The organism is Alphaproteobacteria bacterium SS10 (assembly GCA_019192455.1).
Lineage (GTDB): Bacteria > Pseudomonadota > Alphaproteobacteria > TMED2 > TMED2 > TMED2.
The window spans coordinates 572296-597784 of sequence record JAHCML010000003.1 but is presented as its reverse complement, the minus strand read 5'-3'; the positions used below and the strand labels follow the sequence as shown (position 1 = coordinate 597784).

At 58.4% G+C, this 25489-nt stretch carries 25 protein-coding genes; 13 read left to right on the top strand and 12 right to left on the bottom strand.

All coding sequences use genetic code 11. The features are described from left to right. The first annotated feature begins 11 nt into the window (after positions 1–11). Complete coding sequence (locus KI792_03170; protein ID MBV6632016.1) at positions 12–1319, top strand: DUF2125 domain-containing protein; 1308 nt, start codon at positions 12–14, stop codon at positions 1317–1319. Here the strand turns inward: KI792_03170 and KI792_03165 are convergent. From KI792_03165 to KI792_03155, 3 genes are all read right to left on the bottom strand, one after another. Continuing rightward, complete coding sequence (locus tag KI792_03165) at positions 1316–2200, bottom strand: prephenate/arogenate dehydrogenase family protein (protein ID MBV6632015.1); 885 nt, start codon at positions 2198–2200, stop codon at positions 1316–1318. The two genes, KI792_03170 and KI792_03165, sit on opposite strands and share 4 nt — an antisense overlap. Positions 2201–2243: 43 nt before the next feature. Next, positions 2244–3368 (bottom strand): histidinol-phosphate transaminase, encoded by a 1125-nt coding sequence (locus KI792_03160; GenBank protein ID MBV6632014.1) that lies wholly within the window; start codon positions 3366–3368, stop codon positions 2244–2246. Positions 3369–3455: 87 nt separating this feature from the next. Further along, positions 3456–4346, bottom strand: coding sequence for a chorismate mutase (locus KI792_03155; protein MBV6632013.1), 891 nt, complete (start codon positions 4344–4346; stop codon positions 3456–3458). Between the two features lie 245 nt (positions 4347–4591). Here KI792_03155 and KI792_03150 point away from each other — a divergent pair, with 245 nt between their 5' ends. Next, complete coding sequence (locus KI792_03150) at positions 4592–6439, top strand: homoserine O-acetyltransferase (protein MBV6632012.1); 1848 nt, start codon at positions 4592–4594, stop codon at positions 6437–6439. Here KI792_03150 and KI792_03145 read toward each other — a convergent pair. The 5 genes from KI792_03145 to KI792_03125 all read right to left on the bottom strand — a co-directional run bounded on the left by KI792_03145 (position 6436) and on the right by KI792_03125 (position 10588). Continuing rightward, positions 6436–7206: a methyltransferase domain-containing protein gene (locus tag KI792_03145; GenBank protein ID MBV6632011.1), complete on the bottom strand. Its 771-nt coding sequence runs from the start codon at positions 7204–7206 to the stop codon at positions 6436–6438. The two genes, KI792_03150 and KI792_03145, sit on opposite strands and share 4 nt — an antisense overlap. 69 nt (positions 7207–7275) lie before the next feature. Continuing rightward, positions 7276–7725, bottom strand: a complete 450-nt coding sequence (mutT, locus tag KI792_03140; GenBank protein MBV6632010.1) for an 8-oxo-dGTP diphosphatase MutT — start codon at positions 7723–7725, stop codon at positions 7276–7278. Continuing rightward, entirely contained in the window at positions 7722–8327 is a 606-nt protein-coding gene (locus KI792_03135; GenBank protein MBV6632009.1) for a GNAT family N-acetyltransferase, read from the bottom strand. The genes mutT and KI792_03135 overlap by 4 nt, the downstream gene beginning before the upstream one ends. Further along, on the bottom strand, positions 8327–9577 hold the full coding sequence (argJ, locus tag KI792_03130; protein ID MBV6632008.1) for a bifunctional glutamate N-acetyltransferase/amino-acid acetyltransferase ArgJ: 1251 nt from the start codon (positions 9575–9577) through the stop codon (positions 8327–8329). Before argJ ends, KI792_03135 begins: the two co-directional genes overlap by 1 nt. Before the next feature lie 36 nt (positions 9578–9613). Continuing rightward, complete coding sequence (locus KI792_03125; protein MBV6632007.1) at positions 9614–10588, bottom strand: peptidylprolyl isomerase; 975 nt, start codon at positions 10586–10588, stop codon at positions 9614–9616. Between the two features lie 288 nt (positions 10589–10876). Between KI792_03125 and secA the strand changes: the two genes are divergently transcribed. The 3 genes from secA (at position 10877) to KI792_03110 (ending at position 15058) form a co-directional block, all read left to right on the top strand. After that, positions 10877–13642 (top strand): preprotein translocase subunit SecA, encoded by a 2766-nt coding sequence (secA, locus tag KI792_03120; protein MBV6632006.1) that lies wholly within the window; start codon positions 10877–10879, stop codon positions 13640–13642. A gap of 38 nt (positions 13643–13680) precedes the next feature. Then, positions 13681–14451 carry a cupin domain-containing protein gene (locus KI792_03115; GenBank protein ID MBV6632005.1) on the top strand — a complete coding sequence of 257 codons (771 nt, stop codon included), beginning with the start codon at positions 13681–13683 and terminating at the stop codon, positions 14449–14451. Between the two features lie 313 nt (positions 14452–14764). Further along, positions 14765–15058: a hypothetical protein gene (locus tag KI792_03110; protein MBV6632004.1), complete on the top strand. Its 294-nt coding sequence runs from the start codon at positions 14765–14767 to the stop codon at positions 15056–15058. Positions 15059–15150: 92 nt separating this feature from the next. Here the strand turns inward: KI792_03110 and KI792_03105 are convergent, their stop codons facing one another. The 3 genes from KI792_03105 to KI792_03095 form a co-directional block, all read right to left on the bottom strand. Further along, positions 15151–16458, bottom strand: a complete 1308-nt coding sequence (locus KI792_03105) for an HlyC/CorC family transporter (protein MBV6632003.1) — start codon at positions 16456–16458, stop codon at positions 15151–15153. 75 nt (positions 16459–16533) lie between these two features. Then, positions 16534–17676, bottom strand: a complete 1143-nt coding sequence (gene aroB, locus KI792_03100) for a 3-dehydroquinate synthase (GenBank protein ID MBV6632002.1) — start codon at positions 17674–17676, stop codon at positions 16534–16536. 19 nt (positions 17677–17695) lie between these two features. After that, on the bottom strand, positions 17696–18268 hold the full coding sequence (locus tag KI792_03095) for a shikimate kinase (protein MBV6632001.1): 573 nt from the start codon (positions 18266–18268) through the stop codon (positions 17696–17698). A 271-nt stretch (positions 18269–18539) separates the two neighbouring features. Between KI792_03095 and KI792_03090 the strand changes: the two genes are divergently transcribed. The 8 genes from KI792_03090 (at position 18540) to KI792_03055 (ending at position 24833) form a co-directional block, all read left to right on the top strand. After that, complete coding sequence (locus tag KI792_03090; protein MBV6632000.1) at positions 18540–18731, top strand: hypothetical protein; 192 nt, start codon at positions 18540–18542, stop codon at positions 18729–18731. Beyond that, entirely contained in the window at positions 18712–20406 is a 1695-nt protein-coding gene (locus KI792_03085; GenBank protein ID MBV6631999.1) for a hypothetical protein, read from the top strand. Before KI792_03090 ends, KI792_03085 begins: the two co-directional genes overlap by 20 nt. Beyond that, positions 20381–21361, top strand: coding sequence for a site-specific tyrosine recombinase XerD (xerD, locus tag KI792_03080; GenBank protein ID MBV6631998.1), 981 nt, complete (start codon positions 20381–20383; stop codon positions 21359–21361). Before KI792_03085 ends, xerD begins: the two co-directional genes overlap by 26 nt. An 82-nt stretch (positions 21362–21443) precedes the next feature. Next, positions 21444–21812 (top strand): YbjQ family protein, encoded by a 369-nt coding sequence (locus KI792_03075; GenBank protein MBV6631997.1) that lies wholly within the window; start codon positions 21444–21446, stop codon positions 21810–21812. A 6-nt stretch (positions 21813–21818) separates the two neighbouring features. Beyond that, positions 21819–22274 carry a YbjQ family protein gene (locus KI792_03070; protein ID MBV6631996.1) on the top strand — a complete coding sequence of 152 codons (456 nt, stop codon included), beginning with the start codon at positions 21819–21821 and terminating at the stop codon, positions 22272–22274. Positions 22275–22284: 10 nt separating this feature from the next. Next, complete coding sequence (locus KI792_03065) at positions 22285–23151, top strand: M48 family metallopeptidase (GenBank protein ID MBV6631995.1); 867 nt, start codon at positions 22285–22287, stop codon at positions 23149–23151. Positions 23152–23256: 105 nt separating this feature from the next. Then, positions 23257–24213, top strand: coding sequence for an acetyl-CoA carboxylase carboxyltransferase subunit alpha (locus KI792_03060; GenBank protein MBV6631994.1), 957 nt, complete (start codon positions 23257–23259; stop codon positions 24211–24213). Between the two features lie 29 nt (positions 24214–24242). Further along, positions 24243–24833 carry a DUF2889 domain-containing protein gene (locus KI792_03055; protein ID MBV6631993.1) on the top strand — a complete coding sequence of 197 codons (591 nt, stop codon included), beginning with the start codon at positions 24243–24245 and terminating at the stop codon, positions 24831–24833. A 40-nt stretch (positions 24834–24873) separates the two neighbouring features. Here KI792_03055 and KI792_03050 read toward each other — a convergent pair whose 3' ends face one another. Beyond that, positions 24874–25362, bottom strand: a complete 489-nt coding sequence (locus KI792_03050) for an Lrp/AsnC family transcriptional regulator (GenBank protein ID MBV6631992.1) — start codon at positions 25360–25362, stop codon at positions 24874–24876. Between the last annotated feature and the right edge of the window lie 127 nt (positions 25363–25489).

Genomic DNA, 25489 nt, shown 5'->3' with positions numbered 1-25489 from the left:
AGGACCTTCGCTTGACTGACCAATCACTTCCAGAAACTGCCCCCGATACCGCCATTAAGCCCAAGCCAAGCCGAGTAAAACGGTGGCTTCGCCGTGGTGGTATTTCACTGATCGCGGTGATTGGCGTCTGGTCCGCCATTTGGTTTGGCTACGCGAAGTTTATCGAGCAACAGGCGATCCAGATCATCTCTGGTGGTCAGCAGGCCGCCGCTGGTCAAGGTCTTGGTGACCCGCTGGCCCCGACAGCAACGCCGCAACGACAGTTCCGGTATGCCGCCATCTCAATGGGTGGTTATCCGTTTGGCTGGCACATCCACCTATCCGCCCCAGAAGTGGAGGATGTTCAAAGTGGCACCAGGATCAGTGCCGATCACGCCGTTATTGGCTTCAACCTTGCCAATTTTCGACAGTTTGAATGGCAGGCGATCGGCGGCATCAGTGCGCGCCTGCCAGTACCATCAAACCGACCTGGTATCGCCGTGTCGCACATCACGGCAACGGCTGACCAAGCCACAGGGCATTTTGAGCTAAGCGATACGGGCGCCCGCAACCCGCATTTCGATGTTCGCCAAATCCTGATTACCCCTGGTGACCGCGAGGTTGAAGAACCGACCGGTAGTGTTGACGTTGAGCCCAATGGCAGCATCACCCTTGATGCACCACCCGGGCAGGAACCCACACAACGTCCAGCCGCTCCGAGGCACCCGCTGTTCAACCAGATCGAAGGGGTGGCGCTGGACCGCTTAACCCTGGATTTCATCCAGCCCGTTTGGCCACCGGCACAGGCCGGTGACCCGGCACTGACCATTGATACTGCCATGCTGGGGCTTAGGCCGCTGATCACAGAACGTGCGGATCAACCCATCGTGCCGAACGCGCGCCTAGGCCAACAGGTTGATGAATTTGGCCTCCGCCTCACCTTCACCGGGCCATTACCTGTTGGTGTCTATGGCTATGCACTTGGCCAATGGCGTGATGGCGGTGGGGCACTAGATCTTGAAAAGCTGTCCGTTCTGGTCGGCGAACTTCACTTAGAAGCCAATGGCGCTGCGACGCTAGACCGGGCCTTACAACCCGAGGGACGGATAGACGTCTCACTGCGCGGCTATGACATCGTGGTGGACGAGATGATCGCCAGCAATCAGCTGCCGCAGAACTTCGCCCAGATGACCCAACTGCTGATCCAGCCCTTCGTTCAGACCACCGAAGATGGCGAGCGGATCTTACGCACCCAATTGGGCGTGTCGGATCGCTGGCTGATGCTGGGCCCGGTTCAGTTGGTCCGCCTGCCGCCCATCACCTGGGCCGGTGCGCGTTAAGCCTGATTGGCGTCGATCACGCCGCGGCGGATTTCGCGGGTTTGTTCGAACCGACGCTCAAGCGTGTCGCCCTCTCCCCAACGAATGGCGCGTTGCAGGGCCGTGAGATCTTCTGAAAAGCGCTGAAGGATCTCAAGCACCGCCTCACGATTATTCAGGAAGACATCGCGCCACATGACGGGGTCAGAGGCGGCGATACGCGTGAAATCCCGGAAACCACTGGCTGAGTAACGGATCACCTCATCCTTGGTTTCGTCCTCTAAGTCCGTGGCCGTGCCAACGATGGTGTAGGCAATCAAATGAGGCAGGTGTGAGGTGATCGCCAATACCCGGTCGTGATGGGCTGGTGCCATGGTTTCAACCAGCGCACCACATTGGGTAAGCGCTGCGTTCAGCCGCTCAACCGCTGCGGGATCGGCATCCCTCTCCGGTGTTAGGATCCAATAGCGACCATCAAACAGACCGGCAAAACCAGCGGCGGGACCGGAATGCTCGGTACCCGCGACTGGGTGGCCGGGAATGAAGTGCACGCCCTCTGGCAGATGCGGTTTCACCGCTTCAATCACCGCCTGTTTTACAGACCCGACATCGGTGACGATTGCACCTTGTGACAGGGCTGGACCAATGATCTTGGCCACATCGCCATTGGCGCCAACGGGCACACTGAGGACGACTAGATCAGCGTCGGCAACAGCCTTGGCAAGATCGGTCGATGCCTCACCTACTACACCAAGGGACACAGCCTCATCGCAAACAGCCTGATCGGCATCGCCACCAACAATGCTGTCGGCCAGCTTTTGCTCAGTAAGCGCACGGGCGAGAGATGAGCCGATCAGGCCAAGGCCAATGATGGCCACCCGGCGAAAAGGTTCGATAGTCATGATCAGAAACTTGAATAAGGGTTGGTCAGCGCTGGCGCGCAGACTATTCCGCTGCCTCGGCCGCGTCGAGCGTTGGCAGCAAGCGTTCGATAGTTGCCACGACCTCGCGCATTTCCTCATCGGTGCCGATGGTGATCCGTTGGCAGTTTGGCAGGCCATAGCCGCCCATTTGCCGAACCAGAATACCTTCAGCCTTCAAGGCGAGGCGTAACGGTTCCGGGTCACGGTCGCCATAATCCGCGAGGATAAAGTTGCCGTAGCTATCCGCCACCTGAATGCCTAGGCCACGAAGCGCCTCAGTGACCCAAGCACGGCAAGCCGTGTTGTGGGCTACTGACCGCTCTAAGAACTCGGCATCACGCATGGCCGCGGCACCGGCAGCCTGTGCGGCGTGGCTGGTATTGAACGGACCACGAACCCGGTTCAGCACATCGGCAATCGCATCAGACGCATAGCACCAACCCAAACGCAGGCCACCAAGGCCATGGATCTTCGAGAAGGTGCGCAGCATGACCACATTCTCAGATGCGTTCACCAGCTCAACGCCCGCCTCATAATCCTTAGCGGTCATGTATTCGGCATAGGCGCCATCAAGAACCAGGATCACATTGCTCGGCAGGCCTGCCTGTAGGCGATGAACCTCGGCAGCCGGCAGATAGGTACCGGTCGGATTGTTCGGGTTCGCGATGAACACCATCTTGGTCTTTGGTGTCACTGCCGCCAAAAGGGCATCAACATCTGTTGTCCGGTTGGTCTCTGGCACGGATACCGGCTCAGCCCCTACTGAAAGGGCTGAGATGGAGTACATCAGGAACCCATGCTCGGTGTGCAGAACCTCATCACCTGGCCCGGCATAGGCCATCAGCAAAAGGGCTATTAACTCATCTGACCCAGCACCGCAGACAATACGGTTGGCCTCTAGCCCCTTTACCTCGGCAATGGTGTCGCGCAACAGCGTGGCGCCACCATCCGGGTAGCGATGCAGGTCTGATGATTTTGCCTCAAACGCTGCCTGGGCAGATGGGCTGGCCCCAAAGGCCCCCTCATTGGCAGCAAGGCGGATCAACCGCTCAGCGCCTGCAGCCTTACTCTCACCCGCCACATAGGGGGCAATGCGCATCACGCTAAGCTTCGGCTCTGGCCCCGTTGTTTGGGTCTTGCTCGGCATGATGGTGTCGGGCGACATGGCGCGGTTTCCCTCAAAGCTCTCGCTTGTAACTTCTTAACTCGAGACCGCACCTTTGAGGCGGTCAGCTCAACCCGTCGCAGCGACGGGATTTTCACCATGCTCTGGCATCACCATGGGCGTGGCGTAAGCCCCAATGATATCAACGCCGTCGCAAAGGTCATCAAATTTGCCAACAAGGCTGCTCAACCGTTCATCGCCATCGGTAAGGAATCCAGCAACTTCAACGAGTTGCCATCGAATATCCTGATCTTTGACGACCAGCTTATTGCCCAGGAATGACGTTGCCTCGAGGCCAACCTCGGCAAGTACGCTGGTCAACCGGTCCCGGCTGACACCGCCATTGAACCGCAAAGCCAATAGGGTTCGGTCATCGCCGGTGGCTTCTGGCGCCATATCGGCGATCACCATGCCGCTGCGGCTTGCACTACGGGCGTTCCCCGCGCCGTGGAAGGGCAGCACCCCGACCACATTGAATGTTTGGTTATCCTCGGCCATCAGGCTTGGCCACCATGGCTTTGGTTCTTCCAACTCTGGCCAGGGCAGGACGCCAACTTGAACCGACCCATCGGTTAGGGCCCGCAGAACCGCCATCGCGCTATCGACCGGTTGGAGTGGCACCTCAACCCCGTAATGGTCGCGCGCAACGTCCCAAAGACCGGTTTGGTTGCCGGGTGCATAGACAGCCACGGAAAGCGGTCCTTGCATCAGGGTCAGGGCAGAAATCATCTCCCGCCAGATACGGGTCAGGGCGTTTAGGGGGAAGCGACCGTCATGGCGCTCTGCCAGGCGGCGAATGATGTCGGCCTCACGCGCCGGACGCATATAGCGGGCATCGGCATCCACCTCGAGTTTAGCCTCGCGCACCTGCTCAACGATCCGGGTACGGGACCGGATCAAATCATGCAGCTGATCGTCAATCTCATCGATCTGTTGGCGGAGCGCGTCTAGGTCTGGCATGGCGGGCGTGGATCAGGGGGGTTCGACAATTTGGAATGGCTGGGCAGTCTAGCGGAAACCGCTGGCAACACACCTAAAATCGGCATCCATTCCCAGGGTGGCTGCGTTGTTTAGGAGTAGCCAGCCAAGAACGCAAAGACTGTCTGCCCTGCGCGGCAATTTGTGGAAGTTTTGTTGACAGCGGCGCACTGCCAGCAACATGTATCAGCAGATGCCGTTTTAACCAGATTTTGTCGCTAGAAACCGTGGTCGCTCAGTCACCTAACCCGATCGCCGCCCCAACCAAGCCGGAAGAGCTTGCCAACCTGCCTGGCCACCATGTGGAGCTGGCGGGTGATGAGCCCATGCCATTGGATAATGGCGGCAGCCTGAGCCCGCTTCGGATTTCATATACGACCGCCGGTGCGCTGAACCAGGATCGCACCAATGCCATCCTGATCTGCCATGCCCTAACCGGTGACCAATACTTCGGCGAGACGCACCCTGTCACGGGCAAGCCGGGTTGGTGGGAGAGCCTGATTGGGCCCGGCAAGCCCATCGATACTGACCGCTTCTTTGTTATTTGCAGCAATGTGTTAGGCGGTTGCATGGGCTCATTCGGTCCGCTGGATATCAATCCGGAAACCGGTGAAGCCTTTGGCACCAAATTCCCGGTAATCACCATTGGCGATATGGTTCGGGCCCAGGCGCTGCTGATCGACCATCTGGGCATTGATAGCCTGTTCGCCGTGATTGGCGGGTCCATGGGCGGCATGCAGGTACTGGAATGGGCTGTCCGCTACCCGGAACGGGTGTTTGCCGCGATCCCGATTGCCACGGCCGTCTATCACACCGCCCAAAACATCGCCTTCGATGAGGTGGGACGGCAGGCCGTGATGGCTGATCCGGATTGGCTGGGCGGCAATTACCTCGCCCATGGCAAGCGCCCACGCAACGGCCTCGCCGTGGCGCGGATGGCGGCCCACATCACCTATCTGTCTGAGGCGGCATTGCAGCGGAAGTTTGGTCGCAACCTTCAGGACCGCCCCGATCTCACCTTTGGCTTTGAGGCTGATTTCCAGGTTGAGAGCTATCTGCGCCACCAAGGTTCCACATTCGTTGAGCGGTTTGACGCCAACAGCTATCTCTACATCACCAGGGCCATGGACTACTTCGATCTGTGCCGCAGCCATGGTGGCCAACTATCCAAGCTGTTCCAAGGCACGCCGGTTCGGTTCTGTGTCGTGTCGTTTACGAGTGACTGGCTATTCCCAACCTCTGAGAGCCTACGCCTAGTTCACGCGCTGAATGGTGCCGGTGCCAATGTAACGTTCTCGGAGATTGAGACCGATAAAGGCCACGACGCCTTCCTGCTTGATGAGCCGCAATTTGAAGCCGTCATACAAGGCTTTGTTGACGGTGCCGCGCGGGCACGTGGCCTGTTACCGGCGCTAGCAGAAACAACACCAGCAGAACCGGCCAAGACCGTTCAAGACCCAACCGTGCGGGCGGATATCGGCCTGATCGGCAGCCTGATCAAACCACGCAGTACTGTGCTCGATATTGGTTGTGGTGATGGTGCGCTGCTCGTCCATCTGCGGGATAAGTGCGAAGTTTCAGGCCGTGGCATTGAGATTGACCAAGGCCTGGTTCAAACCGCCGTTGGTCATGGCCTGACTGTCATCCAAGGCGATGCCGAGCAGGATCTGGAGCACTACCCCGCCGACAGCGTGGATTACGCCGTCTTGGGCCAAACCCTCCAGGCGATGAGCCAACCACGCGTCATGCTGGAGGAGATGCTGCGGGTCGCCCATTACGCCATCATCTCATTCCAGAATTTCGGCCATTGGCGGGTCCGCGCATCATTGGGCCTCAGTGGCCGCATGCCCGTGACAAGCGCCCTACCCCATAGTTGGTACAACACGCCAAACATCCACTTCTTCACCATCAATGACTTCATCGATTTGGCCGATGATATGGGTCTGAAAATCGATGCGGCGAAGGTGATTATGGACCGGCATCTGGCGGGCAGCCGGGTCGTGGATTACAAGCGCCTATCCCGCTGGCACAACCTGCTTGGTGAGCAAGCGGTCTTTAAGGTTAGCCAGGGCTAGACCGAGCGATCCCGACGTAATGCGTAGCCCGGCTGCGGCCGTCCATTCGCAGGTACAGGCACAAGCACCGGTCGTTTGATCCGCTGGGCCTCGCGCTGTGGCTTAAGCCCGGCAAATACCTGCTTAGAGCATTCAACGAAGTTCACACCGGCCAGCGGCTCAAACCATCGCTCACCAAATTCCTCCCAAGCTGGGGCGGCAGAGAGCAGGAACCGACGCCGCACCGGCGGGATAAAGACCGCCTTGGCCGTCCTTTCCGGGGCAAAGTTATGGTCACGCAGCAAATGCACCAGCTGGCCGGTTGAAAACGGCACCCCATATCCAAAGGGCGTTGTCTCAGACCGCGCCCAGACGCCAGCCCGGTTTGGCGCGATTACCATCAAACGTCCCTGCCCGGCCAGCACCCGCCAAACCTCGCGCATAAGGGCATCCGGCTTGGTGGAACACTCCACCGCGTGGCACAGGACAATCCGGTCAATTGAGGCGTCCTCAAACGGCAGCTCGCCCTCATGAACCAGGGCGACACCACCCGGGGTTCCCTCACCAGGCCAGGCCATAACGCCTTGCGGTGCCGGCATGGCCAAAAACTTGGCTGCGGCGTCTTCCTCAAAGGCCTGCAAAAGCGGTCCGGCATAGCCGAAGCCCAGCAGGTTCATCCCCGACAAGTCCGGCCACATCTGCCGCAACCGGCGACGCAACAGCCGTTGCACGACCTGGCCAAGCCGATCCTGGTAGAAATTGTTGAGGTCGATGACGTCGCGATACATGGGCGAAAGGTTAACACGGAACGGCGATTGCCAGAACGCGCTCTAGCCCCGCCGTGAATCCCGCCACGATCACATCAACTGATCTTGGATGGCACTAATCAGCGGGGCGTCCGCTGGTGGCATTGGATAATCGCGCAACTGGCCAGGCTTCACCCAGGCGAGCTCTTGCCCCTCTTTAGGCACCGCAGGACCACCCCATTTACGGCAGATGAAAAGCGGCATCATCAGATGGAACTCTTCATAAGGATGCGAGGCAAAGGTCAGGGGGTGCAGGCATTTTGCCTGGGTATGAACGCCCAGCTCTTCCTGAAGCTCCCGGATCACCGCATCTTCTGGCGTTTCACCCGCCTGCAGCTTACCACCGGGAAACTCCCATAACCCACCGAGGTGCTTGCCCTGCGGGCGTCGGGCCAATAGCACCCGGTTATCGCCATCAACCAAAACGGCGGCGGAGACCAGCAGGATCGGCTTCTCACGGCTACCGGCGAGGGCGACGGTTTCGGTCTGTGTCTCGGTCATTTTGTGGCTTTTCTCTCAGCTCTAGCCTTGGCGACTTGAATGGCCTGCCAGTTATCGTCGGTTAGCATGTAGTGCGGACCGATGGCACGGTGATCATGGGGCGGCAATATATACATCCGCTCACCAATTGGCACATAGCCTAGGGCCTCTAGCAGCTTAATCGACCTTGCATTATCCGGATGGACACCAGCCACGAAGCGCTTGAAATACCTTTGCTCAAAGTTCCAATCAGTTAGTGCGGAGACCATCTCAAGGCCCAGCCCCTGCCCCCAGAAGGCACGGTTAAGCCAGAAGCCCAAAATCGCTTCATCACCATTAACCTTGGTCAGTGTCACCGAGCCTGCGAGGTCATCGCCCATAAAGGCGAACAGGGGATAGGCAGCATCGAGGCCCCAACTACGCTGGCATCGCTGAACCCAATCCCGGGCATGATACGCCTCAAACGGCCAGGGAATATCTGTCAGCCAGCGGGTGACCTCGCCCTCAGACATGATGGCCTTCAGCTGGTCGGCATCGCTGTCAATTGGTGGGCGGAAGCTTAAGCGGGCTGTCGATAGTCCCTCTTCGGGCAACGCAAATCCGGATGGGGTCAGGCCGGACATCAGCTCCGGTAATCGGCGTTAATCGTGATGTATTGGTGGGTCAGATCACAGGTCCAAACCCGTCCCTTACCGCGGCCACCGCCGAGGCTAACCTCTATCTCGATGCGATCACCAGCCATATGGGCGGCAACCGGTGCCTCATCATAATCCGCGACACGTTCACCGTTGGCGGCAATGGCAATGCCACCGACAGCGACGGTCAGGCTGTTCTGATCAAACGGCACGCCGGCCTTACCGGCCGCCATCACGATCCGCCCCCAATTCGCATCCTCACCTGCAATCGCGGTCTTCACGAGCGGTGAGTTCGCAATGCTCATCGCCACCTGGCGGGCCGATTTGGTTGAGCGCGCACCAGTGACAGTGACCTCAATAAACTTGGATGCCCCTTCGCCATCGCGGACGATTTGCTGGGCCAAGTCCTCCATGACCCGGTACAGGGCGGCGCGGAGGGTGCTGACACCTCGATCATTAAGCTTGGTGAGCTTCTGATTGCCGGCCCTACCTGTGGCGGTCAGCAGAACCGTGTCACTGGTTGAGGTATCACCATCCACCGTGATGCAGTTAAAGCTGCGGTCATTCGCGGTGGTCAGCAGGCGCTGCAGCACGGCCTGATCAATGTCAGCATCGGTGAATAAGAAGCCAAGCATCGTCGCCATATTCGGCGCGATCATGCCAGATCCCTTGGCGATGCCGCTAACCGTTACGGTCTTGCCGCCAATTGTGCAGGTCGTGCTAGCGCCCTTGGCGAAGGTATCCGTGGTCATGATCGCCTTGGCGGCGGCTTCCCAACCACCGGGCTGATCACTATCGGCGAGTTTTGGTGCGATATGTTCAAGCGCGTTGGCAATCATATCAGCGGGTAGCGGCTCACCAATCACACCGGTGGAGGCGATAAACACCTGCTCCGGCGGCGTGGGATCCGGTGCCATCTGTGTGGCGGCGAACACCGTTGCCTCAACCAGCCGATCGCCCGCACTGCCTGTAAAGGCATTTGCATTGCCGGCGTTCACGACGATGGAGCGGGCCAACCCCTTCTCCAAAGCACGGCGACACCACAGCACTGGCGCCGCGGCCGTCTGCGATTGGGTAAAGACACCCGCAACGGCGCTTGGTTCATCCATCTGAATGAACAGCACATCATCACGGCCGCGATAGCGACCGCCGGAATTGCCGGTGGCAATCTTAACCCCGGGCACGCCCAGCATTTCTGGGAACCCAGTCGGGGCAAGTGGAGAGACAGCAAGTGACATGAGCGGGAAGCTCCAGCCGGGGGGGCTGACGCTAGCTTACTGGCTAGCGCCTTCTTCTTCTGAAGACAGAGCAACCGGCTCACCAGACAAGTCAAACATCTCAACGTCTGAGGCCGCCTGCAGCTCACGGAAGTACGCTTGGACAGCGTTGGAGGCCAGACGATCAAACAGCTGGTCGCGCACTTGCTCTTTGGTTGGCGGGTCGCTGTCGCGGCGCTCCTCAACCAGGATCACGTGGAAACCAAACTGGGTCTCAACCGGGGTTTTGGTGTAATCGCCAACCGCCAACTCAAACGCGGCATCTGAGAATGGCTTCACCATCCGGTCGCGAGAAAAGAAACCAAGGTCGCCACCGGCTTCACTGCTTGGACCGGTTGAGGCCTCACGGGCCAACTCGGCAAAGTCCGCGCCGCCATCAAGACGGGCGATCAGTGCAGTGGCCTCTTCGGCGGTATCAACCAGGATGTGACGGGCCCGCACTTCAGTTTCAGTCGGGTTGGCGAACAGGAACTCATTATAGGCGTCGTCAATCGACTCCTCAGTCACCTGCGTTTCCACATAACGATCGAGGAAGATTTCGCGGACAATGCGGTCCTGCTCAACCTTCAGCGCCTCGACCACCTCTGGGTCGCTCTCAAGCCCCTGCTTATAGGCTTCATTGACCACCAGCTCGAGGCTGACGAACTGCTCGATCAGCGATGGGTAAATCACCGACAGTGGAAGCTGTTGAAGCTGTGGTGGCAGGGTCTGAACGAACACTTCCAGATCAGCGGTGGTGTATTCACGGTCGCCAATGCGGGCAATCACCAGATCTTCGTCCGGGCCAGCCTCAGTAACGGCCTGTTCTTGGGCCTGGGTGGCATTGATCGCCATATAGCCGATGGTGGACACGGCCATCACGGCAACGACTCCCATCAAAATAAAGCTTACGAGGCGGGATTGACCGGATGCGGTCGCCGCTTCTTTCTCATTATTGCCTTCGGCTTGTTCGGTCGTTTGATTTTCGGCCATCGGATGGCAACCTTTCGGTTCTAAAGTCCTGGATTTCCAGGGCATTCGGGGTTATCGGCGCGCCCATTGGGCGGCGGCGCGATACGCTGCGGCGCATTAGAAGCACGGGTGTAGGGTGGCAAGCAAGGATTCAAAAGTCGTAATCCTGGGTGCCAACACCACGTGGTTATTTGACACGAGTAATGGCACCTCGGTAAGTCACACACTACATTAGCGCCCAGGGTAACCAAACCCGACCGCAGACCACCGGTTTGGTGGCGATTTAGAGACGACCCTTAGGATATCACCATGATCGGTGCGCTCGCCCGCAAGATGTTCGGCACGCCCAATGACCGCGTGCTCAATTCAATGAAATCAACGGTGGCTCAGATCAATGAGCTTGAGCCGCAGTTTGAGGCGTTGAGCGATGAGGATCTGAAAGGCCTAACCGCCAAGTTCCGTGAGCGGCACGAGGGTGGCGAAACCCTCGACAAATTGCTGCCGGAAGCCTTCGCCGCCGTGCGTGAGGCCGCAAAGCGCACGCTGGGCCAACGCCACTTTGACGTTCAGCTGATGGGCGGCATGGTCCTGCACCAGGGCCGGATCGCAGAGATGCGAACCGGTGAGGGTAAGACCCTCGTCGCGACCCTGGCGGCCTATCTAAATGCCATCCCGGCCAAAGGTGTGCATGTGGTGACGGTTAATGATTACCTCGCCGCCCGTGACGCTGAATGGATGGGTCAGGTGTATAACGCCCTCGGCCTGACCGTTGGCTGCATTACGGAGAATGAGTTCGGCAAGGACCAGCGACAGGCTGCGTACAATGCCGATATTACCTATGGCACGAACGCCCAGTTCGGCTTCGACTATCTGCGCGACAACATGCAGTTCAGCCTGGAAGATATGGTCCAGCGCGAATTTGCCTTGGCCATCGTTGATGAGGTGGACTCCATCCTGATCGATGAGGCGCGGACCCCGCTGATCATCTCCGGCCCATCAGTTGATAGCTCTGAGCTGTATATGAGCTTCAACGAAGCGGTGAAGAAGCTCAATGAAGGCGATTACGAGATTGAGCAGAAAACCCGCTCAGCAGCCCTGACCGATAAGGGCGCCGAGCATATCGATGAAATCTGCCGTGAGATGGGCCTGATGCCCTCTGGCAGCATGTATGACATCGAGAATTTGAACCTGCTGCACTATGTGACCCGGGCCTTGCGGGCACAGCATGTGTATCGGCGTGATGTCGATTACATCGTTAAATCCGACCGCGTCATCATCATTGATGAGCATACCGGCCGGATGATGGAAGGCCGCCGCTATGGCGAGGGCCAGCACCAGGCGATTGAAGCCAAGGAAGGCGTGACGATCCAGCGGGAGAACCAAACCCTCGCCTCGATCACCCTACAGAACTATTTCCGCCTGTATCCGAAGCTGGCCGGTATGACCGGTACCGCCATGACTGAGGCGGCCGAGTTTGAAGAGATATACAACCTGCCTGTGGTCGATATCCCGACCAATAAGCCGGTTGCCCGTGCCGATGAACACGATGTCATCTATCGCACAGAGAAAGAGAAGACCGACGCGGTGATCGAAGTCGTCACCGAGGCACAAGAGAAGGGCCAGCCTGTCCTGGTCGGCACCATCTCTATTGAGAAGTCGGAAGAACTCTCAGCGCTGCTGAAGAAAAAGAAGATCAAGCACAACGTCCTCAACGCCCGGTATCACGAGCAAGAGGCCCAGATCATCTCGCAAGCCGGACGCCCGGGTGCCGTGACCATCGCCACCAACATGGCCGGTCGGGGTACCGATATTCAGCTTGGCGGCAATCTAGAAATGCAGCTCTCCGAGATCGAGGAAGGCAAGCTGACCGACGCCAAACAGGCTGAGATCGAGAAACAGATCATGGATGCCCGTGGTGAGGTTAAAGAGGCTGGCGGCCTGCTTATCGTTGGTACCGAGCGCCACGAGAGCCGCCGCATTGACAACCAGCTGCGTGGCCGTTCCGGCCGTCAGGGTGATCCTGGCGCCTCAATCTTCTTCCTGTCGCTTGAAGATCACCTGATGAAGGTGTTTGGCGGTGACAAGATTGATGGCCTGCTCGGCAAGTTGGGCGTGAAGGATGGGGAAGCCATCTTCCACCCTTGGATCAACAAGGCGATTGAGAAGGCCCAGAAGCGGGTTGAGGGTCACTATTTTGAGGCCCGGAAGAACATCCTGAAATACGACAACGTCATGAATGACCAACGTAAGGTCATCTATGAACAACGTCGCGAGATCATGGCTGCTGATGATCTATCCGAGACCATCCGCGATATGCGCCATGAGGTGATCGAAGACCTGGTCGCTGAATGCATTCCGCCAAATGCTTATGCTGAGCAATGGGATGTGGACCGCCTTCAAAGTGAAGTGCAGCGTATCTTCGGCATGCCGGTCCCGGTTAAAGACTGGGCGGATGAGGAAGGCATCGCCGATCAAGAGATCATCGAGCGCCTGACCCAGATGGCGGACGAACAGATCGCCCGTAAGGCCGTTACCTACACAGCACCAGTGATGCGCACGGTTGAGAAAAGCATCCTGCTGCAGCATCTCGACCAGCTCTGGAAAGAACACCTGCTGACCCTTGATCACATCCGGGACGGCATCAACCTCCGCGCCTATGCCCAGCGTGATCCGCTGAATGAGTATAAGGCCGAGGCGTTCCAGTTGTTTGAGGGGCTGCTAGCCCGCCTACGGGAACAGGTGACCAACTCTCTTGCCATCATCACCATTCAAATTGGTGAGCCGGGTGAGAACGGCCTGACCCAGGCTGTTGCCACACTCAACCGTGGCAACCCGATGGCGGGAGTGATTGACCCTGCAGCCAATCCAGAAGATCTGGCCCCGGCTGATGAGGCGTTAAACTACACAGCCCCGCAAGGCCCCGGTATTGCCGGACCAGAGGTGATGGAAGCGGATCCTGAAACCAAAACGATTGATCCCAATGATCCGTCGACTTGGGGTAAGGTGCCACGTAACGCACCATGCCCATGTGGTTCAGGCAAAAAGTACAAGCACTGCCACGGGAAGCTGGATTAATCAGCCCTGACGAAGGGCTCGCTTAAAGGGTTCGATCGATGAAACTCGACACGACTGAGGTCGAACTTCGATCAACGGCAGCGACCTACATCGCGTCCTTAAGCCATACGCTGAATGACCTGGTTGCCGAACACCCTTGGTTGGCTAGCTTCACCAAGCAGCTAACATCCATTGATGCCGGCGCCCCGATCCGCGGCCCCTTTAACGCCATTGCAGATAAGGCGCATCAGCATCTCGAACAGATTGCTGGCTCCCTCCCCCATACCGGCACCACGCTGGCCGATGCCGTGAACTCAGCAATCCATAATCTGGATTGGAGCCCTGTCTATGGCGGTGGCGGGGTCGACCAGCGGCTGGCGGATGGGCTTTTCACCGCGCAGGCGGCCGGTAACTATGGTGGCTTCAACAGTGACCACATCTCAGCTGGGTTGTTCCTGCTGGCCCCACATCTGCGCTACCCGCTTCACACCCATGAGGCGGAGGAGGTCTATTACTGCATCTCAGGCGAGGTCGATATCCAGCATGGCTATGACGGGGCGCCCGTCACGCTAACACCTGGGCATCACTCCTACACCCCGGCGCATCGCCTGCACGGGCTGACCACGCGGGAGCAGCCCGCCCTGCTCGCCTATAGCTGGCATGGCGACCTTCGCTGCAAGACCTGGTGGTGGGCACGCCAGGCAGATGGATCATTGCATCGGACCGCCTGGCACCGACCAGAGGGCGGCTCATGGGAGCCACAACATGAGGAGCCGGTCGACCGTGAGATGTTTGCCCAGGCACATGAAGGCCAGGAAGAGATCGACTAGCAGCCGGATGTGAACATTTGTTTCAAGCTACCGTTCACGAGCTCAAGATTCCGAAAAATTTGCGTGTACTGAGTAGCCCTTGCCCATGGCGAAAGCATGATTCAATGGGCCAACAACTACAAGAAACACTTTATTGCGCCGCAAAACATATGGAAAGTGTGGTTGAAATATCTGATACACCAGCTTTCATGACATTATAATTTTGTTGCGAATTTAGGGCTTGCACAGTGTGAAAAATATGCGCTTTCATCCTTATCAGAAAGACTAAGGTCGGAGTTGAAGAGACCGTTTCGACCGCAACCAGGATAGACCGATGAAAAATACGCCTGCTGGTTCCGATATGATGGATAGTGGCTTTACTTATGAAAGCATGGGCGGCACGCCCGGTGCTTCGCTGCTTCAAAGCCGTAGCAACATGAGTGCTGGTGAGATTTTGAAGTCCATGGGCCAAACCGTCGGTAACGTCCTGGAATCTGGCCGTGACACCGTTCGCAACCTGGTTGAGCAAATCATGGAAGCGCGTCAGCCAGCAATGCAACCAGCACTGGCCACTGTGCAGGCAGACACGCCTACCCTGCAGCGTCAGCGTGACATGCGACCGTTCTAAACGAACGACGTTCAAGAGTTACGAAAACAGCGCCTCGGCATCGCCAGGCGCTGTTTTTCTTTGTGCCTTATGCACCCTCGCGGGCGGCGGCCCTAGTTATCAGCGGCCTCACCACCCTCTGGCACCGTATCCACCTCTAGAGGGCGAATTCGTAGCAGGGTGATCTGATTGCGCTGCCGGCGCAGGATCTCAAAGCTCAACCCGTAGAAGGCATATTGCTGCCCCACCTCAGGGATACGCCGGGCCTCATGCAGGACAAGGCCAGCAGCGGTTGAGTAATCCTCGGTCGGCAGCTTCCACTCAAACTCCCGGTTCAGATCGCGGATAGTGACCGATCCCTGGACCAGGTAGCTGCCATCCCCCTGACGGCGGACGCCTGAGACGGGCGCATCATGCTCGTCATCAATCTCGCCGACGATCTCTTCCAAGATATCCTCAAGCGTCACAACCCCCTGCAAGGCACCATACTCGTCAATAACGAGGGAGAAGTGCTCACGCCGCTCACGGAATTCATGGAGTTGGTCAAACAGGCTAGTCGTGTCTGGGATGAACCAAGGCTTGGCCGCCGTCTCCCGAATATCCAGGGCATCCATATCATCGCCAACGGCCCGTACGGCCCGAAGCAGGTCCTTGGCGTGCAAGACGCCAATGACGTTATCCGGCTCATTCTCATAAACCGGGATACGCGTGTGACGGCCTGAGAGGACCTGATCGACAATCTCAGCATTCGGAAGGCCAATATCGATGGTCACCATCTCGCGTCGGTGGGTCATGATCTCACCCACCTCAATCTCCTGTAGCTCCAGCACGGAACGCAGCATCGCCCGCTCATGCCGGATCTCTTCCTTTTCCACCTCATCCTCAGCCCGGTGAAGCTCAATGGCGCCCTTCAGCTCCTCAAGGTTGCCAGCCAAGCCAACCTGATCGCCGGTATCGCCCAGCGCCTTTAGAATGACCCGCACAACGCCGGTGATGGCGCCGGTGATTGGGGCCAGGATAAAAACCACCGCACGGATGATTGGAGAAACCAACAAGGCCGCATTGTCTGCATGCCGGATGGCATAAGTCTTAGGCAGCACCTCAGCAAAGATCAGGACCAGCACGGTCATCCCAAGGGTGGCATAGGCAACCCCCGCCTCACCAAACAGTTGGATCAGCAGACTAGACGCCAAGGCCGTGGCCAGGATGTTGACCAGGTTATTGCCCAAGAGAATGGCACCGATCAGCCGTTCCTTATTCTCACGCAGGCGGTTCACAATATCCGCGCGCTTGTTACCGGCTTCGGCAAGCTGGTGGATCTTCGCCCGGGAGGCCGCGGTCAATGCAGTCTCAGAGCCGGAGAAGAAGCCAGAAAGGATCAGCAGTACGGTGACAGCACCTGCGGTCAACCAGATATCCATGATGTCTCAATCCCATAAGGTTGCGCCCGCGAAGCCGTTCGCGGGTGACGTGGTTGGATCTTAATGTAGGTGGGTTCAGGCAGCGGCGGCAATCCGGGCCAGAAATTCGTCGAGGATTGGCGTCACGGCTGCCTCATCAACGTCGCGGCTGACAAAGGCATCACCAATCCCACGGGCGAGGATAAAGGTCAGGCGACCACCCTCAGCCTTCTTATCAAGGCGCATATGGTTCAGCAGGCGATCAGCAGATAAGGCACGACGCCAATTCCCGGTAAACGGCAAAACCGGCATGTCGTGGCCAGATAGATGGGCCTCAACTCGATCAATATGCGCGGCCTCGGAGTATCCAAGCGCGGTTGATAGGCGGTAGGCGAGCGCCATGCCGATCGATACCGCCTCGCCATGCAGCAGGCTGCCGTCATAACCGGCCTCAGCCTCCAGGGCATGGGCAAAGGTATGCCCAAGGTTCAGCAGCGCGCGCTGCCCGGCCTCACGCTCATCGGCGGCGACAATCGCAGCCTTAGCAGCACAGCTTCGCGCGATGGCTTCCGTTAAGGGTTCGGCATCACGATCCAGAACCGCCTGGCCGTTGGCTTCTAGCCAATCAAAGAACTCGGCATCGCCCAACAGACCGTATTTCAGCACCTCGGCATAACCGGCGCGCATCTCACGATGCGGCAGGGTTGCAAGGGTGTCGGTGTCGATCAAAACGTGGCGGGGCTGGTGGAACGCGCCAACTAGGTTCTTGCCATGGCGAGTATTGATCCCGGTCTTGCCACCAACCGCACTATCCACCTGGGCCAAGAGTGTGGTCGGTATCTGTACGAAATCGAGGCCGCGCATGGTGCTCGCGGCCGCATAGCCAGCCAAGTCACCGATGACACCGCCACCAAGGGCCAAAACCACCGATTGCCGATCAACACCGCGATCCAGTAACGCCTCAACGGTTTTGGAGAAGCCATCCCAGCCCTTGCTGGCCTCACCAGAGGGCACGACCACCGGTTCAGCATAATTGGCACCGGCCTCATCAAGGCTGGTGATCAATGTTGCAAGGTGCGTGTCAGTAAGGGCGGCATCGACCACCGGTATCAAGATCCGGTTGCCAAACATCTCTGTCAGCTTGGCACCAGCCTGGGCCAAAAGGCCCTGGCCTATATCGATGTCATAGGAACGGCCCGCCAAATCCACATGGACTGTGCGTAGCGGTGCGTCGCTCATCATCTTATCGCTTGGCAGGTTAGCTACCGGCGTGCTCGGGTTCACGAACCCGGCGCGGGTTTTTTTCGAGATATAACTCGAGATAGTCGATCACACGATCGACGGTGTCTTCATGATCGCGGTCCCCAGCATCAATGGTGATGTCAGCCTCACCATAGACTGGATAGCGCTCTTCAATCAGGTTGCTGAGGATCTCGCGCGGGTCACCCTTCTCAAGCAGAGGGCGGGTGTTGCGGCGAGAGCAGCGCTGAACCAGCAGGTCCAAATCAGCGCGCAACCAGATCGAAACGCCATTATCGCCGATCAGCGCGCGGGTCTCATCATCCATAAAGGCGCCGCCGCCGGTGGAGAGAACCTTCACATCGCCATCCATCAGGCGCTTGATGACCTTACGCTCACCATCGCGGAACGCATCTTCACCGAACCGGTCAAAGATCTCGGTAATGGTGCAGCCAGCGGCTTTCTCGATCTCATTATCGGCATCGACAAAGGGCAGGCCCAAGCGATTTGCCAGGCGGCGGCCAATGCTGCTTTTGCCAGCACCCATCAGGCCAACCATCACGATAGAACGATCCAGTTTATCCAGCGTCATGCCGTCATTATCCTCATAAATCAAAGCCGTGCCCAGTTCCGACCCGGCACGGATCGCCCTTCTAAGGGGTTCATGCCCTCTCGGCAAGGGAGCAAAACGTGAAAAAGCGCCGTTTTGTGCCGATTGTGGGGAAATTCCACATTACAGGCCGAAAGAAACCCCATGGAAACCAATATCTACCCCTTAAAATCGTCGGAATTTGGCGCTATCTCTGCCCCCGACGCCGAATTCATTCGGCAAAACGCTTAATTCACAGCCTAGGCCCCCAACCATGGCATCCGATTCCGCCCGCTTACGGTCCAAACAGGCCGGGAGCTTCCTCGTCAAATTCGCCCTTGCGATCCTGATCCTAGCTGCCGCCCTGGTTGCCGGTGGCGTTGCCTATCTTGGCAGTGCCCAACTTCCAGCCCCAAGCGCCCAGGTCTCAATTCCGGTTCCCGATGATGCCCTTCAGCAGCGATAACCGATTTAGCCGCCTTATCGGGGCTGCTGTCCTGACCCTGACCCTGACCCTGACCCTGACCATGGTGATGCCCGGTGCCGCCTGGGCCCAGCGTGGCGACGGCGTCCAACAGGTGCCGCTAACCCGCAACCAACCCGGTGCCGGCCTGGGTATCCTAGACCCAGGCCGTGATGGTGGCATGTCGCTGAACCTTTGGCAAAGCACGGACGCTGCGCTGGCATCAGCACTGGTTCAAAGCACGCCGGCAGATATCCATGTTCCAGCGTTAAGAAGCCTGGCCCGTCGCGCCCTGGCCAGCACGGCCATCGCACCGCGGGGCAGTGATGCCAGTTTTGCCCTCGACCGGGCTGAAGCGCTGCTAAAGCTCGGCTATCTGGATGAGGCCGCAAGCCTTGCACGATCCGCCCGTAATAATGGTGCGGCCCGGGCTGACCGTCTGCGAGCGACGGCTCTCCTGCTTGAGGGGGATGAAGATGGCGCCTGTGTAGTTTTGCGGGAAACCGACCGCGACAATGACCCTGATGGGATTAACGCTGACGGGTTTTGGGACCGTCTCGATCTGCTCTGCCAGCTCGCCGACAATAATACCGGCGCCGCTAACTTCCTGATCAACCTGCTTCGGGAAGCCGGGGATACCGACGACGCGGTCTTGGCCGCCGCTAGTGCCCTCGCCGCCGATAGCCGGATCGAGAACCCGCTGGACGCCGTTGATCCCATTAACCAAGCCGTTGCACTGACCATCTTGATTAAGGCCGGTGCCAGCTTGCCGGATAGCCCGACACTGCTAACCCGCCTCGCACATTTGAACCAACAAGATGGCGAGCTAAAGGATGTACCGGGTGCACTAGACAGCCTGGTCCTGTTGGCCCGCCATGGCTGGCTTGAGGCTGATGAGTTCCAGGGTGGCCTCGCCTCCGCTGGGTTCCGCACGGCCGACTTTGAGGACCCGCTGGGTACCGCTGATCAGGGAACCCCTGGGGAAGCAGCTCTATTACTTAGTGCGCTGGCTAGTGAAACCCTCGATGCCGCGAAGGCCCAGCTGCTAGCCGCTGCGTGGGAGCGTGCCAAACCAATCGATGGTGCACTGGTTCCGGCCTTTATTGGTGGCCTAGCTACAATCCAACCAGGACCGGGGACCGAGGTTATTGCACCGGCGGCGTTCTTCCTGCTCGCCGCCCATGGTGAGGCTGATCGTGCCGCACTTTGGCTGCGTCAGGCCGGACAGGATCCATCAGCGGTGATCGCGAGCTTTGCCCAACGTCTAGCGCAACCCGCCGGCACACCGCCCAGCCTGCCACAAAGCGACGAATTCGCCCCGGTTCAAGCGGTGGCAGCGGCGGCCCTAGCCGGTACAGGTCAGGCGCCAACCACTCAGGCCCTAGCTGCTGCCCTCGCAACACCAGCAGGTGATGCCAATGACGGTGACCTTGCCGCCCTCACGGCCTTGCTTTCGGCGCCAGAAGGTGATGCCAGCCTTGGCCAACGCAGCATGGCGGCGCTGTTGCTGGCTGGTAACCGCAGCTCAACCGAGTTATCGCCGCTAACCCTCGCCCTGTTGACCGATGCCCTCCATCGTGGCGGGCTAGTGGAAGAAGCGCGTGACATGGCGAGGCAAGCCGTGCTGAACGCAGCAATGGCGGCAAATCTCGATGGCACAGGGCAGAACGACGAGTAAGGCGGGCAAACAAGCCAAGGCGGATAACATCCGCCAACTCGAGCCGTTTCTGGACATGCTGACCGCCGAGCGCGGTGCCAGTGCAAACACCCGGGATGCTTACCGGCGTGACCTGGCCGATTTGGCTGGCTTCCTTGATGGCAAGGGCGTCGGACCAGCGGACGCGGCCGAAAACCACCTGCGCGACTATTTCAGCCACTTGGCCGCCGATGATGTAAACCCGCGTACAGCCGCACGGCGCCTATCCGCCTTTCGCCAATTCTTTAAGTTTCTGGTCTCTGAGGGGCAGCGGGTCGACGACCCAACACGCCATATCGATCCGCCAAAATCCGGACGACGCCTGCCTAAGACATTGAGCGAGCAAGAGGTTCTCGACCTGCTCGATGCTGCCAATAACTGGGACGAGCATGATGCGGCCCGTTTGCTGTGCCTGGTTGAGCTACTCTATGCCACCGGGCTGCGGGTATCGGAATTGGTTGGCCTACCGATCAACTCCATCGACCGGGAGCAGCGCTTTGCCACGATTAAGGGCAAGGGCGGGAAAGAGCGGCTGGTGCCGCTGGGCGATGCGGCCCGCGCTGCGCTAAATGCCTATCTCCCCATGCGTGGGGTTTTCTGTCCGAACGGCCAGAAGGCAGAGGATAATCGCTGGCTTTTCCCGTCGTCACGGGCGGCCGCTGGGCACCTCACCCGCCAACGTTTCGGCCAGTTGGTGAAGGCATTAGCCATTGAGGCTGGGATCGACCCTGCAAGGGTCAGCCCACACGTCTTGCGTCATGCTTTTGCCACCCACCTACTGGATCATGGCGCCGACCTACGCGTGGTGCAGCAACTGCTTGGTCATGCCGATATCACGACCACCCAGATTTACACCCATGTCTCGAGCAAAAGGCTGCGCGAGGCAGTTTTGAACCACCATCCACTAGCAAAATCGAATTCTGAGACGTCTATATAAGCAATGGGCAGTATAAGCTGCTTTGCTTTATGATGAATTGGTCGATGGTGCTGATGCCACCAGCGCAAAGAATGGAACCACAATGATCCTTACAACACTCGAATACGTCCCCGGCGCCCGGGTCGTGAAGCATATGGGCGTGGTGCAGGGCTCCACCGTCCGGGCTAAGCATGTAGGCCGTGATTTTATGGCCGGCTTGAAGAACCTCGTCGGTGGTGAGCTTAAGGGCTACACCGAGCTGCTTCGCGATAGCCGTGAGGAAGCTGTGAAACGCATGGAAGAACAGGCCGAGGCTATTGGCGCCAACGCTGTTCTCAACATCCGTTTCGCTACGTCATCGGTGACCCAGGGTGCGTCCGAATTGATGGCCTATGGCACTGCCGTTGTCCTCAAGCGTGCCGCCGCCGGTGAAGGCGGCAGCAGCGTCCCGACCAGCCAACGGGCCGAGTAACCAGCCATGGAATTCGGTCTATTTATCTTGCTGATGATCCTGGGATATGGCGTCGGCACGATCACCGAGAAGCGGCATTACGCCAGTATCCGAAAACGGGAAGCTGAGCTGCAGCCCGTCCTCGTGATCTCATCCAAATACCTGCCTGAGAGTGAGACCGTGCCGAAGGTTACATTGGTACGCGGCTCGGCGGTGATCTCAGTCGACTATTTTAAGCGCTTTATCGCTGGCCTTCGGCAAATCTTCGGTGGCCGATTGGGCACTTATGAAAGCCTAATTGACCGTAGTCGCCGTGAGGCAATCCTGCGCATGAAGGCTGAGGCCAAATCAATGGGCGCCACATCAATATTCAACGTCCGCCTGGAAACATCATCGGTGTTCAAAGGTGGCCGACGGAATGTTGGCTCCATCGAGGTGCTGGCCTACGGTACCGCCGTCATTCCAACCAGCCGACGCAGCTGAACCCAGCGTTATGGTCGAGTACAGCAACCCCATTCCCCCGGACCATATGAACCGAGGTAAGGATAGCGGGCTTCGCGACCTTATGCTTTTGGGCATTGGTGGCCTTGGCCTGCTTGTCGCTGTGATGTTCGGCCTGATGCTGCTGGGTGGCGCCGTTGGTCGGATGATCCCATTCTCCTATGAGCTCGCGGTGGTTGAGCATTTTGCACCCCAGGCCGTCACCCGGCCAGACTCGGGCAGAGCATTAGAGCTCCAGGAATTAGCAGATCGGTTAGCCCGACATATGCGCCTGCCCGAGGATATGCGGATCACCGTTCATTACGATAATGACCCGCAGGTGAACGCCTTTGCCACCGTTGGTGGCCAGGTAATCATCCTTGGTGGCCTGCTCTCAAACGTAAAGAGCGAGAACGAACTGGCCATGGTGATGGCCCATGAGATTGCCCACATCAAAAACCGAGATGTGGCGGCCAATCTCTTTGGCGCTGCAATTATGGCCCTGTTCTACACCGCCTTTTTCGGTGGCGAGGGTGTCAGCACAGACATCTTCCAGGGCGCTGGTGGCTTGCTACGGCTCGGTTTTAGCCGAGAGGCAGAGCGCCAAGCCGATGCCGATGCCCTCCGCGCCCTGGTACGCGAGTATGGGCATGCAAATGGTGCCGTCGATCTGTTTGAAACCCTCGATGCAGCCAATATTGAGGCCGGTGGCGGGCTGCTAAATGACTTTGAGATGCTGCGCACCCACCCCTCAATCGACAAGCGAATTGCGGCGGTAAAGGAGCTTGCCAATGAGCTGGAAGCGCCGCTTGAAGGGCCCCTCGCCCCCCTATCCAATACCCTTGGCAGCGCCCCCAGCCTGGGCAAGTCAGCCAAGTAGCTTCACCGGATCGACGTTTTCGGCTTTTCACGCTGGCGTAAATTCCTATGATGCGCGCCCAGCCCGGGTGTAACCCGGCCCATTCGTTCAACCACGCATTGCGCTATGAGCTATCTGGATTTCGAAAAACCAATCGCCGAATTGGAAAGCAAGATTGTCGAGCTCCGCTCGATCGGTACCGAGGAAGAAGGCTTCGATATCGATGAGGAGATTGAGCGTCTTCAAGGCAAGATCGAGCGCATGCTGCGCCAGACCTATACTAAGCTGACACCAGCACAGAAGGTTCAGGTCGCACGCCACCCCACCCGGCCCCACTTCAAAGACTATCTGGATGAGCTCTTCACCGAGTTCACTGAGCTGGCCGGTGACCGCCTATTTGCCGAGGATCAGGCAATCATTGGCGGCCTCGCCCGTTTCCAAGGCCAAAGCTGCGTGGTGATTGGTCAGGAGAAGGGCTCAGACACTGAAAGCCGGGTGAAGCATAATTTCGGTATGCCGAAGCCTGAGGGCTATCGGAAGGCCCAGCGCCTGATGCGCCTCGCTGACCGTTTCCAACTGCCCGTCATCACCTTTGTTGATACGGCGGGTGCTTATCCCGGCATTGAGGCTGAGGAACGCGGCCAGGCTGAGGCGATTGCCTCTTCTATCGATGTTTGCTTGGACATCCGCGTGCCGATCATCTCCGTCGTGATTGGTGAGGGTGGTTCCGGTGGTGCGATTGCAATCGCGACCGGCGACAGCGTCATGATGCTCGAACACTCAATCTACTCGGTGATCTCACCGGAGGGTTGCGCGTCGATCCTGTGGCGCAGCGCAACCGCCGCTGGCGATGCCGCCGCCGCCCTGCGCCTGACCGCGCAGGATCTGCTGCAGCTAAACGTCATCGACCGGATCATTGAGGAGCCACTGGGCGGTGCCCACCGTGCCCGTGACACCATGATTAAGCGCGTCGGCAATCAAATTACCGAAGTGCTCGGCCAGTTTGACGATATGGATGGCGAGGCGATCAAGCTGCGCCGCCGTGAGCGCTTCTTAGAGATGGGACATCACCTCAGCTCTTAAGCGCAACCGATTGATGGGAGCATAACGCCGTGCCTTTAACGCCGACGGTTAAACGTGAGCCAATCCATCATCGGGAAATCCACTGCCGTGGTTATCTGCGCGAAGATGGTCTCTGGGATATTGAGGGGCATCTGCGCGATACCAAAGCCTATGCCTTCCACAATCATGAGCGGGGCGACATCACCCCTGGTGATCCCATCCACGATATGTGGCTGCGCATTACCGTAGATGATGGCCTGACCGTGGTCGATGCTGAGGCCTCCACCGATGGCAGCCCGTTTGGCATCTGCGGCAACATCACACCGGTCTATAAAGAGCTGATCGGCCTGCGCATTGGTCCCGGCTGGACCAAACAGACCAAATCCCGCTTTGGCGGCATTCAGGGCTGTACCCACATCACTGAATTGCTGGGCCCCGTGGCCACCACGGCGTTCCAAACGGTCTATCCCTACCTAGCGCGGAAAAATAAGAAGCCCGTTGAGGGGGAGGTCAGCGACCCGGCAAAACCGCCGCCGCTGCTCAACACCTGCCATGCTTTTGCAGCCCACAGCCCCATCGTTCAGAAACGCTGGCCTGATTTCTACAAAGAGCGGCCGCCTGAAAAAGCGAAAGGCGGCTGATCGCCGCCTTCCCAAAACTTATCTAAATCCGCTGACGCGCTTAGTCGTCATCATCCTCATCAGCGATTGGCACGCCAGGCTCGTTCTTGGTGGCCCGAATGGCCATGGCTGACTTCACATGGCTGACGTTTTCAGCAGCTGTCAGCTCGGTGGTCAGGAACCGCTGATAGTCATCCCAATCCTTGGCGACAATCTTCAGTAGGAAGTCGGTTTCACCGGCCAGCATGTAGCACTCGCGAACCATTGGCCAATCGCGCACCTGCTCTTCAAACCGGCTCAAATCCGCCTCTGCCTGGCTGGTTAGGCCAACCTGGGCAAAGATGGTGAGGTCATAGCCAAGCGCCTTACCATTCACATGGGCGTGGTAACCGCTGATAAAGCCATTATCTTCCAAGGCCCGCACACGGCGAAGACAGGGCGGCGCAGAGATGCCAGCCCGTTTGGCCAGATCCACATTGGTCATCCGGCCATCGGTTTGGAGATCGTTCAGAATATGCCGGTCTATGCGATCCAACTTGACCTGTTTCATGTAACTTTCGCTCTCTTTTTCGGGGAGGATTGGAGCTTTATTGCGCGATAAGGATATAACGAGCTTATTCCGACGGCGCTACCGATCTTTTTGTTTCAGAGAAATAAAATTTCCTTGCCAGCCATGG